This window comes from Rathayibacter sp. AY1H2, assembly GCF_002931985.1.
GTDB lineage: Bacteria > Actinomycetota > Actinomycetes > Actinomycetales > Microbacteriaceae > Rathayibacter.
This window is the reverse complement of sequence record NZ_PSUV01000002.1, coordinates 105731-120339: the sequence shown is the minus strand read 5'-3', so window position 1 is coordinate 120339 and position 14609 is coordinate 105731. Positions and strand designations below refer to the sequence as shown.

The window sequence follows — 14609 nt, the reverse complement described above, 5'->3', positions numbered from 1 at the left end:
GCGACGCGCGGAAGGACGGTGCTCGGCCCTGCGGGCGAGGCACCTGACGACGGGCCGCCCGCTCGTGCTGATCGAGTAGTCCGCGCAGCGGCGTATCGAGATGCCGCCCGGAGGAGCGTCCGCCGTCAGCGGTCGGGCGCACACAGACATTCCGCACCACGAGCGAAGGAGCACCACCCATGACCTCCACGAGGGTCGACGTCACTGCGGAGGCGGCAAGCATGCTCCACCGGATGACGGCGCTGCACGGGCCGCTCATGTTCCACCAGTCGGGCGGATGCTGCGACGGCAGCTCCCCGATGTGCTTCCCCGCCGGGATGTTCCGCACCGGCGCCTCGGACGTGCTCGTCGAATCGCTCCGGCTCGACGGCCTGGACCCGATCGACTTCTGGATGTCCCGCTCCCAGTTCGAGTACTGGAAGCACACCCACCTCACCGTCGACCTCGTCGACGGGCGGGGCAGCGGATTCAGCGTCGAAGCACCCGAGGGCAAGCGCTTCATGATCCGCAGCCGGCTGCTCACCGACGACGAGCTCGTCGAGTTCGGGCTCCTCCCCGCCGGAGCCGTCGGGCCCTGAGCCGGCTTCCCTGACCCGTTCCCCCTGACCCGTTCCCGTCGCAGATCCTCCCCGACCGGCGACATCCCGGTCCAGCGGTGTCAGCCGCCCGGAGCAGGAGCGGGCGGCGCCTTCCCCGTGCTCAGCTGCACGCCCACCACCGATCCCTTGTCCACGCGGGTGCCCGCGGCCGGACCGGTGCCCGCCACGGTGTTCATCGGCTGCGTCGAGTCGACCTGCGACGTCGCTCCGGGAGTGAGCCCTGCGGCGGTCAGCGCCTGCGCGGCGGAGTCGCTGGTCCGGCCCGACAGGTCCGGCACGGTGACCTGCGGCGCCGCGACGAGCGACTGGTCGGCCTGCGGGAAGTCGGAGCCGCCGTAGCGGGAGTCGATCGCCGTCATCAACGGCTTCCAGATCCGGTGGCGTGCCGAGGGCGCCCAGCCGCTGTCGAAGTCGATCGAGTCGAGGTTCATCCTCGACCCGTCCGCGCGTGCCGAGATGCTGCCGACCCAGACCGCGAGGGAGGTCTCGGTCGAGGCCCCGATGGCCCAGGTGTCGGCGGAGTTGTCGGTGGTGCCCGTCTTGGTGATGTGCTGGATGCCGTTCTTCGGATCGTCCTCGACGCCCGTGCCCTCGGCGGTCACCTTGAGCATCGTGTACTGCATCGCCGACGCGACCCTCGACGACACCGCCCGGCTGCAGGTCGTCTCCACCGGCTCGATCTCGCGGCCGTCGGCTCCGACGATCGCCGTGATCGCGACGGGGGTGCAGGTCGTGCCGTTCTCGGCGATGCCGGAGTAGGCGGTCGCCATGGTGAGCGGTGCGATCTCGTTGGTGCCGAGGACCGCTCCCGGCGACTGCACGAGCGCGGTCCCGTCCGCGCGGTGCACTCCGAAGGCCTCGGCCTGCTTGCGGATCTCGCACTGGTCGAGCAGGTGCGACATCCCGGTGAAGCCCGTGTTCAGCGAGTAGATCGTCGAGTACAGCGCCGTCTGGGTGTCGGTGTAGCCGCCGTCGCCGGCGTTCTTGGGGTTGTAGGAGTCGTAGTCCCAGGTGCCCTCGCAGCTGTCGGCGAAGCCGGTCCAGTTCTTCTGCTTCGAGTCGAACTGCTCGAGCAGGGTGTGCCCGCGGTCGAGCCACTCGGCGAGCGTGAACACCTTGTAGGCGGAGCCGGTCTGGAAGCCGTTGCCGCCGCCCGCGGACGCGTCGACGTTGAGGTTGATCGCCGAGAACTCCGGCCCGCTCGCGATCACGTCCGGGTCCTGGCTGTAGCGCTTGTTCTGCACCATCGTGAGGATGCGCCCGGTGCCGTTCTGGACGGCGACCGCCGTCGCCCCGACGTCGAAGCGCGGATCGGAGGAGGGGACCTGCTCGTCCATCAGCTCCTGCGCGGTCCTCTGCAGGTCGAGATCGATCGTCGTGTAGACCTTGATGCCGCCCTGCTTGATCGCCGCGTAGCGCTCGTCGTCGGTCGCTCCGAGCGCCGGGTCGTCACGGAGGACGTGGGTCACGTAGTCGCAGAAGTAGGCCGCGCTGCCGGCCGTCTGGCAGCCGGTGGACGGCGGGGTGATGTCGGGGGTGATCGCCTCGGCGGCCGCGGCGTCGTGCGCGGCCTGGTCGATGCTCCCCGTCTCGAGCATCCGGTCGAGGATGTAGTCGCGCCGCTCCCGGGTCTGCGCGTAGCCGGTCGCTTCGCCGTTGGCCGTGTCGTCCGGCCGGTCGAAGCGGAACTTCTCGGGGTTGTTCACGATGGCCAGGAGCGAGGCGGACTGCGCGAGGGAGAGGTCGGCCGCCGGGATGCCGTAGTAGTACTCCGCCGCGGCCTCGATGCCGTAGACGGTGCCTCCGAACAGCGCGATGTTGAGGTAGCCGAGGAGGATGTCGTCCTTCGAGGACACCTTCTCGAGCCCGATCGCGAGCCGCATCTCCTTGAGCTTGCGCTCGGCCGTGGTCGCCGTCGCCTCCGCGTACGCGCGGTCGCGGTCCGCCTCGTCCGGGATCGACTCGGCCTTCTGCACCAGCACGTTCTTCACGTACTGCTGCGTGATCGACGAGCCGCCCTGGGTGTCGCCGTCGAGGAGGTAGGTGCTGGCGATGGCGCGGAGGGTGCCCTGCAGGTCGATCCCGCCGTGGTCGTAGAAGCGCGGGTCCTCGCTCGCGACGAGCGCGTCCTTCACGGAGTCGGCGATCCGGTCGGCCGGCACCTCGATCCGGTTCTGGTCGTAGAAGGAGGCCAGCAGTGTCGGATCGTCCGGGTCGCCCGCGTAGACGTCGCTCTTCTGCATCAGGCGCCCGACCTCGAGGTAGCTCGGGAGTGACTGGAACGCCGAGATGGTGCCGGAGGTCGCCGCGCCGGTGAGCGCGGCGGCGGGGGCGACCACGAGCGAGGCGAGCAGACCCGCCAGGACGCTGACGATCACGAATCCGAACAGCGCGCCGAGAGCCCCGTGGACGGTTCGACGGGGCTGGAAGACGGGGACGTTCGGTCGCTTCAGGATGGATCCTCTCGCTCCACCAGCACCCTAGGCGAGGCCTGCGACATCCCCGACGAGGCGCGCCACGGCCGCGCCGGACGCCCGTCCGCCCGGAGTCGGCGCGACGGCGCCCGCGCAGGCCCGGCGCCTGCGACAGCAGAAGGGGCCGACCCCGGAGGGATCGGCCCCTTCACGGGACGGGCGACGTCTCTACTCGATCAGGTCGCCGTTCAGGTCCGAGATGTCGTTCGGATTGGCCGGAGCCTTGCCCGTGCTCACCTGGAGGGGGATCACCCCGCCGGCGACCGCCGTCTCCTCCGCGCTCGGCGTCGTCGACACGACGGAGCCCTCCGGGATCGTCGCGGAGTCGACCGACTCGTGCATCCCGACGACGAAACCGGCGGCGGTGAGGATCGCCGTGGCGCTCTCGACCGTCTCGCCCGTGACGTCGGGGACCTCGGAGTTCGCCGCCGATCGCGGCGAGTACGCGAGCATCGAGGCAGGCGGTGCCGTGAAGTCGTCGCCGCCGTACTTCTCGTCGAGCGCCGTCATGATCGGCTTCCAGATGGCGTGCCGGGCGTTGGAGGCGCGGATGGTCCCCTTCTCGCCCGTCAGGCTGATGAAGCGCAGGTTCTGCTTGGTGTTGTCGGCGAAGCCGTTGATGCTGCCGACCCAGACCGCCAGGGAGGCGGCCTTGCTGGCGCCCGCCGTCCACACGTCGGCTGCCTCGTCGGTGGTGCCCGTCTTGCCGATGTGCTCGATCCCGTCGAAGGGGTTCGAGGCGTAGGCCGTTCCGGAGGTCATCACCCGCTGCATCGCGTACTGCATCCCTCGGGCGACCTCGGGCGACACGGAGGGCGTGCACGCCGATGCCGGGGCGGCGACGGCGTTGCCCTCGCTGTCGGTGATCCGATCGATGACGATCGCCGAGCAGGTCGTGCCGTCGTTCGCGATCCCGGCGTAGGCGTTGGCCACCGTCAGGGGAGCGATCTCGTTCGTCCCGAGGACCGAGGCCGGCCCGTTGGCGAGCTCGCGGCCGTCGGCGCGGTGCATCCCGAACGACTCGGCGGTGGTGCGGATGTCGCAGAGGTCGAGCTGCTGCGCCATTCCCATGAAGCCGGTGTTGATCGAGTTCGTGGTCGCGCCGAGCGCGCTCATCGAGCTCGCGTCCTCCGACGGGTCGTCGTTGCGAGGCGAGAACTTGCCGTAGTAGCCGCCGTCGCCCTCGACGTTGCACTTCTGGGGGTAGGAGCTGAAGCCGGAGGTGGGGGAGGCGAACGACTCGTTGACGGTGTGCCCCGCCTTCAGCCACTGCGCCAGCGTGAACACCTTGTAGGTCGATCCGGTCTGCACGCCGGAGCCGCCGCCCATGCTGAGGTCGACGTTGAGGTTGATCGCGCTGTAGCCGGGGTTCGCGGCGAGGAACTGCTCGTCCTGGCTGTACTGCGTGTTCTGCACCATGGAGAGCACGCGGCCCGTCTTCGCCTCGACGGAGGCGGCCGTCGCGCCGACCTGGAAGCGCGGGTCGACGGAGGGGATGTAGGCGTTGAGCGCCGCCTGCGAGACCTGCTGGATGTCGAGGTCGAGGGTCGTCACGACGTCGAAGCCGCCCTGGCGGATGCGCTGATAGCGCTCGTCGTCGGTCGCCCCGAAGACGGAGTCGTTGCGGAGGACGTTCAGCACGTAGTCGCAGAAGTACGCGGCGTTGCCGGCGGTGGTGCAGCCGGTCGAGGGCTCCGTGATGTTCGGGGTGATCGGCTCGGCGACGGCGGCGTCGTGCGCGGCCTGGTCGATCCGGCCGTGCTTGAGCTCCTCCGACAGGATGTAGTCGCGGCGCTCCTTGGTGGCGGCGTAGCCGTTGGCGGCGCCGTTCGCCTCGTCGCCCGGGTTGTCGAAGCGGAACTTCGCCGGGTTGTTCACGATCGCCAGCAGCGCGGCCGCCTGCGAGGTCGAGAGCTGGCTCGCGGGGATGCCGTAGTAGTAGTTCGCCGCGGCCTCGATGCCGTAGACGGTGCCCCCGAAGAGGGCGATGTTGAGGTAGCCGAGCAGGATGTCGTCCTTCGACGCCTCCTTCTCGAGTCCGATCGCGAGGCGCATCTCCTTGAGCTTGCGCTCGGGGGTCGGGTCCGTCGCCTCCTGGTAGGCCTTGTCGCGCGCGGCCTCGTCGGTGATCGACTCCGCCTTCTGCACCAGGACGTTCTTGACGTACTGCTGCGTGATCGACGACCCGCCCTGCAGGTCGTCGCCCGTCAGCGTGACGGCGATGGCCCGGAGCGTGCCCTGGAGGTCGATGCCGCCGTGCTCGTAGAAGCGCGGGTCCTCGCCGGCGACGGCGGCGTCCTTCGCGGACTGCGCGACGTCGTCCCAGCCGACCTCCACGCGGTTCTGGTCGTAGACGGAGGCGAGGAGGGTCGTTCCGTCGCTCGCGTAGACGTTGGTGCGCTGCATCAGCTGGCCCACGTCGAGGTAGCCCGGCAGGTTCTGGAACATGCCGATCGTGTTGCTCGTCGCCAGGCCCGTCAGCGCGAGAGCCGGCGTGACGCCGACGGTGATCAGGACGCCCGCCACGGCGCTCATCCCGATGAACCCCATGACCGCCCGCAGCGACATCCCGAGCGGCCGGACGGAGCGGCGGGATGCAGTGGGAAGTGCCATGGAGCGGTCGTCCTTTCGACGCGGCGCGGGGCCGCGGAGATGTGAGGGAGGGTGGCGAGAAGCCTCGCGAGCAGTCGCGCGATCCCCCGAGTTCATGGTACGTGACGGGTGCGCCCGCGGGGCGTCCTCCTCCCGGTGGAGATGAGGAGCTGGCGGGTGATGCGCAGGAGCGGGCGCGTCCGGAGTGCTGACCAGGGGTCGATGCATCCGTATCGTGGGGGGAGCGCCGCTCCGAGGGGCGCTGCAGCACCCGTTCCACCCACCGCTCCGGGGCCCCGGGCGGCCGGCCCCGGCAGAAAGCGCACACCATGGCACGCATCCACGACGACGTGACCCAGCTCGTCGGCAGGACCCCTCTCGTCCGCATCAACCGGCTGGAGGGCGCCGACCAGGCGACGGTCCTCGCCAAGCTCGAGTTCTACAACCCCGCGAACAGCGTGAAGGACCGCATCGGCGTCGCCATCATCGACGCGGCCGAGGCCTCCGGCGAGCTGCACCCCGGCGGGACGATCGTCGAGGGCACGAGCGGCAACACCGGCATCGCGCTCGCGATGGTGGGCGCCGCCCGCGGCTACAAGGTCGTCCTCACGATGCCCGAGACGATGTCCGTCGAGCGCCGGGTCCTCCTCCGCGCCTACGGAGCCGAGATCGTGCTCACCCCCGGCAGCGAGGGCATGCGCGGAGCGGTCGAGCGCGCCCGCGCGATCGTCGACGAGACCCCCGGCGCGATCCTCGCCCGCCAGTTCGAGAACGCCGCCAACCCCGAGGTGCACCGCCGCACCACCGCGGAGGAGGTCTGGGAGGACACCGACGGCGCGGTCGACGTCTTCGTGGCCGGCATCGGAACCGGCGGCACCATCACCGGAGTCGGCCAGGTGCTCAAGGAGCGCAAGCCCGGCGTGCAGATCATCGGAGTGGAGCCGATCGACTCCCCGCTCCTCACCCAGGGCACCGCCGGTCCGCACAAGATCCAGGGCATCGGCGCCAACTTCGTCCCCGCGATCCTCGACCGCGAGGTCTACGACGAGATCATCGACGTGACGCTCGACGACTCCGTGCGGGTGGCCCGCGAGATGGCCGCGCAGGAGGGGATCCTCGGCGGCATCTCCTCCGGCTCGATCATGTGGGCCGCGCTCGAGGTCGCGAAGCGCCCCGAGAACGCGGGGAAGACCATCGTCGCCATCGTCTGCGACTTCGGCGAGCGGTACATCTCGACCGTCCTGTACGAGGACCTCCGCAGCTGAGCCCCTCGAGACGAGCCGGGACGCCCCGCTCCGGACGCGACGGTCGGCCGGAGCGCCGCGTCCCGTCCGGACCGGAGCGTCCCGGGCTCCTCGCCCTGCTCCGCGAGGACGTCCGCACCGCCCGGGAGCGCGACCCCGCCGCCCGGAGCGCGGTGGAGGTCGTCCTCTCCTACCCGGGAGTGCACGCGGTCTGGGTGCACCGCGTCGCGCACGCCTGGTGGCGGCGCGGCCTCCGCCTGCCCGCTCGGCTGCTCAGCCAGGCGGCGCGCGCGGCGACCGGGGTGGAGATCCACCCCGGTGCGACCATCGGCCGACGCCTGTTCATCGACCACGGCATGGGCGTCGTCATCGGCGAGACCGCGCGGATCGGCGACGACTGCATGCTCTACCACTCCGTCACGCTGGGCGGGAGGTCGGCCCGGCGCGAGCGTCGGCACCCCACGCTCGGCGACCGGGTGGTCGTCGGCGCCGGCGCGGTCGTCCTGGGCCCGCTCGTGCTCGGATCCGACGTCAGCGTGGGCGCGAACGCCGTCGTGGTGAAGGACGCGCCCGACGGGGCGGTGCTCGTCGGCATCCCGGCCCGCGATCTGCGCGATCAGGGCGGGGAGGAGGACCCGCTCGCCGGGTCCGGCCGCTCCACCGGACCGGCGGGACGCGTCTAGCCGGCGACGCTCAGTCGTCGCCCCGCGGCGAGATGTCGCGCGGGGCGCTCTTGATCTGCGCGAAGGCGTCCAGCGCGTGCGCCCGCGTCTCCTTGAGGTCGACAAGGGGCGCCGGGTAGCCGTCCGCGCCTCCGGTCAGCGTGTCCCCGAGCGTCCACGGCTCGTGCACGGCGGCGCCCTCGACTCCGCCGAGCTCCGGCACGTTGTGGCGGATGTACTCGCCGGCCGGGTCGAACTTCCTCGACTGCGTGACCGGGTTGAAGACCCGGAAGAACGGCGACGCATCGGCTCCCGAGCCCGCGACCCACTGCCAGTTCGCGGCGTTGCTCGCCGGGTCCGCGTCCACCAGGGTGTCCCAGAACCACTCCTCGCCCACCCGCCAGTCGACCAGCAGGTTCTTGATCAGGAACGACGCGGTCACCATCCGGACCCGGTTGTGCATGTAGCCGGTGCTCCAGAGCTCGCGCATGCCGGCGTCCACCAGGGGGTAGCCGGTGCGCCCCTGGTGCCAGGCGTCGATCGCCTCCTGGCCTGGGCGTCCCCACGGGAAGGAGTCGAACCGGGTGTCGAAGTTCGCGGTCGCCAGATCCGGCCAGTGGAACAGCAGGTGGTAGCAGAACTCGCGCCAGAGCACCTCGGAGAGGAACCGGTCGCTGCCGTCGCCGCGGTGCAGGCCCTTCGCGTGCGCCTCCTCCAGGGCGTGCCACACCTGGAAGGGGCTGATCTCGCCCCACCTCAGGTGCGGGGAGAGGTTCGAGGTGGCGTCCTCCGCCGGCCGGTCGCGACCGTCGGCGTAGTCGTCGAGCTGCTCCGCGAGGAACGCGCGCAGCCGGTCGGCCGCCGCCTTCTCGCCGGGGACCCAGCGCTCGCGCAGCCCTCCCGCCCAGTCGGGACGCGTGGGCAGCAGCTCCCAGTCGTCGAGGGAGTCGGAGGCGATCTCTCCCGTGACGCCGTCGAGCGAGCGGGGGCGGGGGAGCGGCGCGCGCGGCGTCGGCTTGGCGCGGCAGGCGCGGGCGAAGGGCGTGTAGACGGAGTAGGGGCCGCCAGCGCCGGTCTGCACGGTCCACGGCTCGAACATCAGCGAGCCCTGGTGGCTCTCGGCCTCGAGGCCGCCGTTGCGGAGCGATTCCTTCACCGCCGCGTCGACGGTGCGCTCGGCCCTCCCGTAGCGGCGGTTCCAGTGCACGGCTCCGGCGCCGATCTCCTCGGCGAGCTGGAGGACGACGGCCTCGGCCGGCCCGCGGCGCAGGATCAGCGGGGCGCCGTGCTCGCGCAGGTCGGCGGCGAGGGCTGCGAGGCTGCCGTGCAGCCACCAGCGGGAGGCGCCCCCGAGCGGACGGATGCCCGCCGACTCCTCGTCGAGCACGTAGCAGACCGCGACGGGGTTGCCACGGTCGATCGCGGCGCGCAGGGCGGGGTTGTCGGCCAGGCGCAGATCGTCGCGGAGCCAGACGAGGGTGGGGGAGGTGTCACTCATGGTGACCCCCATGATCCGCGAGTCCCGCGCCGCGGCGAAGACCTGGCCGGTCGCTGCGGCCCGTGCTAGCGGGGACGGATCAGGAGGAGGCGATGCCGTCGCGGAGCTTGTCGCAGAGCGCGGTCAGCTGCTTCAGCTCGTTTTCGTCGAGGACGCCGCCGACCTGCTCCGAGATGGTCCTCATGTGGGTGAGCGCGACGCGGCGGAAGAGCGCGTAGCCCTCGTCGGTGATCGCGATGATCGTGCCGCGGGCGTCCGCCGGATCCTCGCTCTTCTCGACGCAGCCGCGGGCGGCGAGCCGGTCGATCAGCCTGCTGACGCTGGGCTGCGTCAGGAGGACGTGCCGGTTCAGGTCGCGCAGCCGTGCGCGCCGACCGGGCTGCCGGGTGAGGTTGAAGAGCACGTCGTACTCGTTCATCGAGATCTCCCGCGAGGGGAACTCGGTGCTCAGGGTGCGCATCACCTGGACCTGGGCGCGGAAGAGCGACTCCCAGGCGGCGACGGCCTCTCTCGACCCCACTGGTCCTCCTTCTCGGCGCTCAGGAAGCGGTTCCCTGACATCCAGACGCCGTACAGCCTACGCCGGGGTGCTGGGAGGAGGGGAGCCGGAGGAGGGTGGCCGGGGGAACGACAGAAGGCCGGCCGCTGAGGCGAGCGGCCGGCCTTCATTCCCTTGCACCAAGAGTGTCCTGCAATCACTTCTCGCGCTTCCCGCCACAGCAAACGGTCGACGCACTTGAACTATATAACGACCCGGTAACGACGCAACCCTCTCTTTCCTGAATCCTCCCTGAGCCGCCCCGCCCCGCCCGTCGCCGCGCCCGCCCGCGCTCCGCACGACTCTCTCCTGACCCAGGACGCCCCGTCTGCTGCCTTCCGACGTTCGCACCGAACCGCAGCCCATCCCTGACCGTCCGCGGACACGACGAGCACCCTCTGCCCGCGTCCCCCGCCGACGCGGCCCGGCCCCGTCGTCCTGCCCCGCGAGGCGCGCCCGCCCCCCACGCCCTCGGCCACACAGCAGGCCGCCGAGCAGCCCTTTCCAGGGTAGGGGCGGTGCGCGCACATCCCCGGAGGTCGGGAGGACGTTCCGCCCTCGAGGCGAACGCGGGAAACGCGTGTCAGCGTTTCCCGCTAGCCGGTCGCGACCCGCTCTCCGAATCGCGACCACCGGTGAAGCCGACCGCGGTGAGGAGAGCGCAAGCGCTCTCCTCACAATTCAGAACAGATCCGGCGACGGCGTCGACGCGTAGCGGATGGCGACGTCGGCGTGGCGGTCGAAGCGGTAGCCGACTCCGCGGACGGTGCGCACGATCTCCTCGTAGCGGCCGAGCTTGGCGCGGAGGCGGCGGACGTGGACGTCGATGGTGCGCTCGTTCGGCGCGTCGTCGTCCGCGGCGCCCCAGAGGGAGGCGATGAGCTCGGCGCGCTCGATGGTGCGGCCCTCGCGGAGCACGAGGTACTGGAGGAGCTCGAACTCCTTGTAGGTGAGGGGGGTGGTCTCCTCGTCGAGGATGACGCGCTTGCGGGAGATGTCGATGACGACGCCGCCGGGTGCACGGTCGGGGTCGGGCTCGGCGTCGGAGCGGCGCTTGGCGACGGCGGCCGGGTCCTGCAGCGCGAGGCGGACCACGTCCACGTCGCGGCCGCCGGCGCCCTGCGGGGCGAGGGCGACGGAGGCGTAGGTCTCGGCGTCGGGGGCGAGCTGCGCCGTGACGCGCTTGAGCTCCTCGACCAGGCGGCCGAGGTCGACTCCGGCGGCGCGGGCCTTGGCCTCGTCGATGCCGACGTAGAGGGCGAAGCCGCGGGCCTCGGTGCCCTGGGGGACGGCGCGGAGGCGGGGTGCTGCGGGCGCGGCGTCGGCGACCGGCTGGAGGCGGGGCGCCTCGGTGGAGGTGGCGGCGGTGACGGTGCGGGTGTGGAGGAGGGTCATGACGAGTCCTTGGCTGGGCGGATCCGGGACGAGTGTCCGAGGGAGCGGATCCGGGTGTGCGCGATCGAGCCGGCCCGCGGTGCGCGGTGGCGGCAGAGACGGATGCGGGGCATCCAGGGGATCGTCCGCGCCTCGGACGCTCAGCCGATCGTGACGATCAGCGGGCGGAGGCGGTGCGGGGATCCGGCGAGGTCAGTTCCTCATGCACACATTCGACAGCACATGACGGGGCCACCGGCCATCATCATGCCGGCATTCCCGGTGGCCTCGAGGGAGGTCAGGGCGTGCAGGGTGTCAGTCATGTCCGTCAGTAAAGCGGAGGCCGGTGCACGGCGTCAACACTTCCGTGGGGATGGACGGCGCGTCGGGGGTGGTTCCGGTGCTCGGAAGGAGGCGCGAGTCGTGACGGGGGATCGCGATGCGGCCGCTGCGCGGGCTGCTCGATCAGCAGGACGGGCGGTGCCGGACGGTCTCGCTGAGGGGGTGTCGAGACCCTCGCTGCGCCGGCCGACCGGCACGGCTCAGCGGGGCTCCCTGTTCCGGGGCGCGACGCGAGGCCCGCTCGTCCGGGGGCCGGTGGGCTCAGCCCGCGAGGCCGTAGAGGCGGTCGCCCGCGTCGCCGAGGCCGGGGACGATATAGCCGAGCTCGTTGAGCTTCTCGTCGAGGGAGCCGAGGACGATGGTCACATCGCGGTCGCCGAAGGCTTTCTCGACGGCGGCCAGGCCCTCGGGGGCGGCGAGCAGGCAGACGGCGGTGACGTCGACCGCTCCCCGGTCGAAGAGGAACTGGATGGCCGCGACGAGCGAGCCGCCGGTCGCGAGCATCGGGTCGAGGACGAAGCACTGGCGGTTCGACAGGTCGTCGGGCAGGCGCTCCGCGTACGTGGTCGGCTCGAGCGTCTCCTCGTTGCGCGCCATGCCCAGGAAGCCGACCTCGGCGGTCGGGATGAGCTTGACCATGCCCTCGAGCATCCCGAGGCCGGCCCGGAGGATCGGGACGACCAGCGGCTGCGGGTCGCTGAGCGCGAGGCCGGTGGTCTGCGTCACGGGGGTCTCGATGGTGACGGTGCGGGTGCGGACGCCGCGGGTGGCTTCGTAGGCGAGGAGCGTCATCAGCTCCTCGGCGAGCTGCCGGAAGGTGGGGGAGGGGGTGCGCTTGTCACGCAGCACGGTGAGCTTGTGGGTGATCAGCGGGTGGTCGGCTACGTGGACGCGCATAAGCTCAATCTACTGGCCGGAGCGGCGCCCCACCGGCCGCAGCGGGCCGCCGCAGGAGGGGGAGCGATGCGCGACAGCGATCTCCGCGTCCCCCGCCGCTCCGAGGAGTGGATGGGCCTGGCGCTCGACGAGGCGCGGCGGGCCGCGGGCTGGGGCGACGTCCCCGTGGGCGCGGTGGTCCTCGACTCGGAGGGTGCGGTGCTCGGGCTCGGGCGCAACGAGCGCGAGCTGCGGCGGGATCCGACGGCGCACGCCGAGGTGGTCGCGATACGCGCGGCGGCCGAGGCCCGCGGCGACTGGCATCTCGAGGGCTGCACGCTGGTGGTCACGCTCGAGCCGTGCGTGCTCTGCGCCGGAGCGATCCTGGCGGCGCGGATCGACCGCGTCGTCTTCGGTGCGTGGGACGAGAAGGCGGGCGCCTCCGGATCCGTGCACGACCTCCTCCGCGACCGCCGGCACAACCACGTGGTCGAGGTGTACCCCGGGGTCCGCGCCGCGGAGTGCTCGCGGCTCCTGCTCGACTTCTTCGCCGACCGGCGCTGACGCCGAGCGCCGCCGAACCCCTCAGCTCGGAGCGCCCAGCCACTCCGTCAGCGCGAGCCGCGTCGCCGAGTGCATCCGCTCGAAGCGCTCCGCTGCGACGTCGTCGGCGAGCACGGCGGCGTCGTAGCCCGCCGCTCCCGCCCACTCCCCGTCGCCCTCGAGCCACTGCGCGGCCATCGTGCCGGTCAGCTCTGGGTGGAACTGCACGCCGAGGAGCCAGTCCTCCACGGCGAACGCCTGCACCTCGCCCGCCGGCGACGACGCCAGCAGCGCCGCTCCGCTCGGCAGCGCGAAGGTGTCGCCGTGCCACTGCATCACGTCGACGCCGGCGAGGTGCCGGAGCGGGGAGCCGGCGCCCTCCTCCGTGAGCACGACCGGGCGGAAGCCGACCTCGCGGGCCGATCCGGGATGGACGGACTCGCCCAGGGCGGTCGCGATCAGCTGCGCTCCGAAGCAGACGCCGAGCGTGGGACGGCGGTGGTGCATCCGGTCCTGCAGGAGCGCGATCTCGGGGCTGATGAAGGGGTGCCGCGAGGTCTCGTAGACGCCGGCGCTGGAGCCCAGCGTGACGACGAGGTCGGGGGCGAGGATGTCGATCGCGTCGAGGTCCGTCCCTGCGACGGCGTCGACGGCGAACCCCCGCTCGGTCAGCATCGGCTCGAGCGCGCCGAGCCCGGCACCGCGCTCGTTGACGATCGCCAGGGCCCGGCGCATCTCAGGCGCTCCCGTGCGGCGCGGCCGGCGGGGAGGCGGCGGGCGGAGCGGAGGCGGCCGGAGCGACCGCAGCGGCCGTCCCTTCCGCCTCCGTCACGGCCGGACGGGCCGCCGCCGATCCTGCGCGTCCACGGTCGACGTCGGGCTCGAGGTAGATCGTGGTGGCGGCGGGAACGGCCTCGCGGATCCGCTTCTCCGCGGCGTCGATCCCGGCGGCCACGTGCTCGAGGGTCTCGGCGGCCGGGAAGGCGAGCTTCGCGGCCACGAGGATCTCGTCCGGTCCGAGGTAGAGGGTGCGCATGTGGATGACGCGCTCGACGTCGCGACCGGCCTCGAGCGCGGCGCGGATCGAGGCGGCGTCGGCGGGGGTCGCCCCCTCTCCGACCAGCAGGCTCTTCGTCTCGACGCCCAGCACGATCGCCACCACGATCAGCAGGGTGCCGATCATGATCGTTCCGATCGCGTCGTAGACCGAGTCGCCGGTGATCACTGTCAGCCCGACTCCGAGCAGCGCGAACGTCAGGCCGGTGAGCGCGGCGACGTCCTCGAGGAGCACGACCGGCAGCTCCGGCGCCTTCGCCCGGCGGATGAACTGGAACCAGGACTGCGAGCCGCGGACCCGGTTCGACTCCTTCACTCCGGTGCGCAGCGAGTAGCCCTCGAGGCAGATCGAGATCACGAGGACCAGGATCGGCAGCCAGGCGTTCTCGAGCTCGTGCGGCTCGGCGATCTTCTCGATGCCCTCGTAGAGGGAGAAGACGCCGCCGACGGAGAACAGGATGATCGACACCACGAAGGCGTAGACGTAGCGCTCGCGCCCGTAGCCGAACGGGTGCTCCTCGTCGGCGGCCTTCCGCGACTTGCGGCCGCCGAGCAGCAGGAGCAGCTGATTGCCGGAGTCGGCGAGCGAGTGCACGCCCTCGGCGAGCATGGAGGCGGATCCGGAGAAGAACCAGGCGACGAACTTCGTCAGGGCGATGCCGAGGTTGGCCGCGAGCGCCGCGATGATCGCGGTGCCGCCTCCGGATGCGCTCACGTGGTCTCCTCGGGCTCGCCGCTGGATGGTCGGGCCATCCTACGAGGCGCCGGACCGCCCCTGGACCCCCTTGCCGCGGGCTCTTCGTAGGATGAG

General features: G+C 71.7%; 12 protein-coding genes. 4 read left to right on the top strand and 8 right to left on the bottom strand.

The window, feature by feature from the left end:
* The first annotated feature begins 179 nt into the window (after positions 1 to 179).
* On the top strand, positions 180 to 578 hold the full coding sequence (locus tag C5C29_RS02790; RefSeq protein WP_104224194.1) for a DUF779 domain-containing protein: 399 nt from the start codon (positions 180 to 182) through the stop codon (positions 576 to 578).
* Positions 579 to 658: 80 nt separating this feature from the next.
* On the opposite strand, the gene C5C29_RS02785 is transcribed toward C5C29_RS02790, so the two are convergent.
* Both C5C29_RS02785 and C5C29_RS02780 read right to left on the bottom strand, forming a co-directional pair.
* The gene (locus C5C29_RS02785) at positions 659 to 2977 is read right to left on the bottom strand and encodes a transglycosylase domain-containing protein (RefSeq protein WP_104224195.1); all 2319 of its coding nucleotides are present in this window, start codon (positions 2975 to 2977) and stop codon (positions 659 to 661) included.
* Positions 2978 to 3241: 264 nt separating this feature from the next.
* The gene (locus C5C29_RS02780) at positions 3242 to 5686 is read right to left on the bottom strand and encodes a penicillin-binding protein (RefSeq protein WP_159939720.1); all 2445 of its coding nucleotides are present in this window, start codon (positions 5684 to 5686) and stop codon (positions 3242 to 3244) included.
* A 308-nt stretch (positions 5687 to 5994) separates the two neighbouring features.
* On the opposite strand from C5C29_RS02780, the gene cysK reads away from it, so the two are divergent.
* Together cysK and epsC are read left to right on the top strand one after the other, a co-directional pair.
* Complete coding sequence (gene cysK, locus C5C29_RS02775) at positions 5995 to 6930, top strand: cysteine synthase A (protein WP_104224197.1); 936 nt, start codon at positions 5995 to 5997, stop codon at positions 6928 to 6930.
* A 95-nt stretch (positions 6931 to 7025) separates the two neighbouring features.
* A complete protein-coding gene (gene epsC / locus C5C29_RS02770) occupies positions 7026 to 7592 on the top strand; it encodes a serine O-acetyltransferase EpsC (RefSeq protein ID WP_104224204.1) in 567 nt (188 codons plus the stop codon).
* A 10-nt stretch (positions 7593 to 7602) separates the two neighbouring features.
* On the opposite strand, the gene C5C29_RS02765 is transcribed toward epsC, so the two are convergent.
* The 4 genes from C5C29_RS02765 to upp form a co-directional block, all read right to left on the bottom strand.
* On the bottom strand, positions 7603 to 9069 hold the full coding sequence (locus tag C5C29_RS02765; protein ID WP_104224205.1) for a deoxyribodipyrimidine photo-lyase: 1467 nt from the start codon (positions 9067 to 9069) through the stop codon (positions 7603 to 7605).
* Between the two features lie 79 nt (positions 9070 to 9148).
* A complete protein-coding gene (locus C5C29_RS02760; protein WP_104224206.1) occupies positions 9149 to 9529 on the bottom strand; it encodes a MarR family winged helix-turn-helix transcriptional regulator in 381 nt (126 codons plus the stop codon).
* Positions 9530 to 10288: 759 nt separating this feature from the next.
* Positions 10289 to 11002 carry a winged helix-turn-helix domain-containing protein gene (locus tag C5C29_RS02755; protein ID WP_104224849.1) on the bottom strand — a complete coding sequence of 238 codons (714 nt, stop codon included), beginning with the start codon at positions 11000 to 11002 and terminating at the stop codon, positions 10289 to 10291.
* Positions 11003 to 11584: 582 nt separating this feature from the next.
* Positions 11585 to 12220 (bottom strand): uracil phosphoribosyltransferase, encoded by a 636-nt coding sequence (gene upp, locus C5C29_RS02750; protein ID WP_104224850.1) that lies wholly within the window; start codon positions 12218 to 12220, stop codon positions 11585 to 11587.
* 66 nt (positions 12221 to 12286) lie between these two features.
* On the opposite strand from upp, the gene C5C29_RS02745 reads away from it, so the two are divergent.
* Positions 12287 to 12763, top strand: coding sequence for a nucleoside deaminase (locus C5C29_RS02745; protein WP_219812140.1), 477 nt, complete (start codon positions 12287 to 12289; stop codon positions 12761 to 12763).
* 21 nt (positions 12764 to 12784) lie between these two features.
* On the opposite strand, the gene C5C29_RS02740 is transcribed toward C5C29_RS02745, so the two are convergent.
* Positions 12785 to 13477 (bottom strand): gamma-glutamyl-gamma-aminobutyrate hydrolase family protein, encoded by a 693-nt coding sequence (locus C5C29_RS02740; RefSeq protein WP_104224851.1) that lies wholly within the window; start codon positions 13475 to 13477, stop codon positions 12785 to 12787.
* A gap of 1 nt (position 13478) precedes the next feature.
* Positions 13479 to 14513, bottom strand: coding sequence for a cation diffusion facilitator family transporter (locus tag C5C29_RS02735; protein WP_104224852.1), 1035 nt, complete (start codon positions 14511 to 14513; stop codon positions 13479 to 13481).
* Positions 14514 to 14609: the final 96 nt, after the last annotated feature.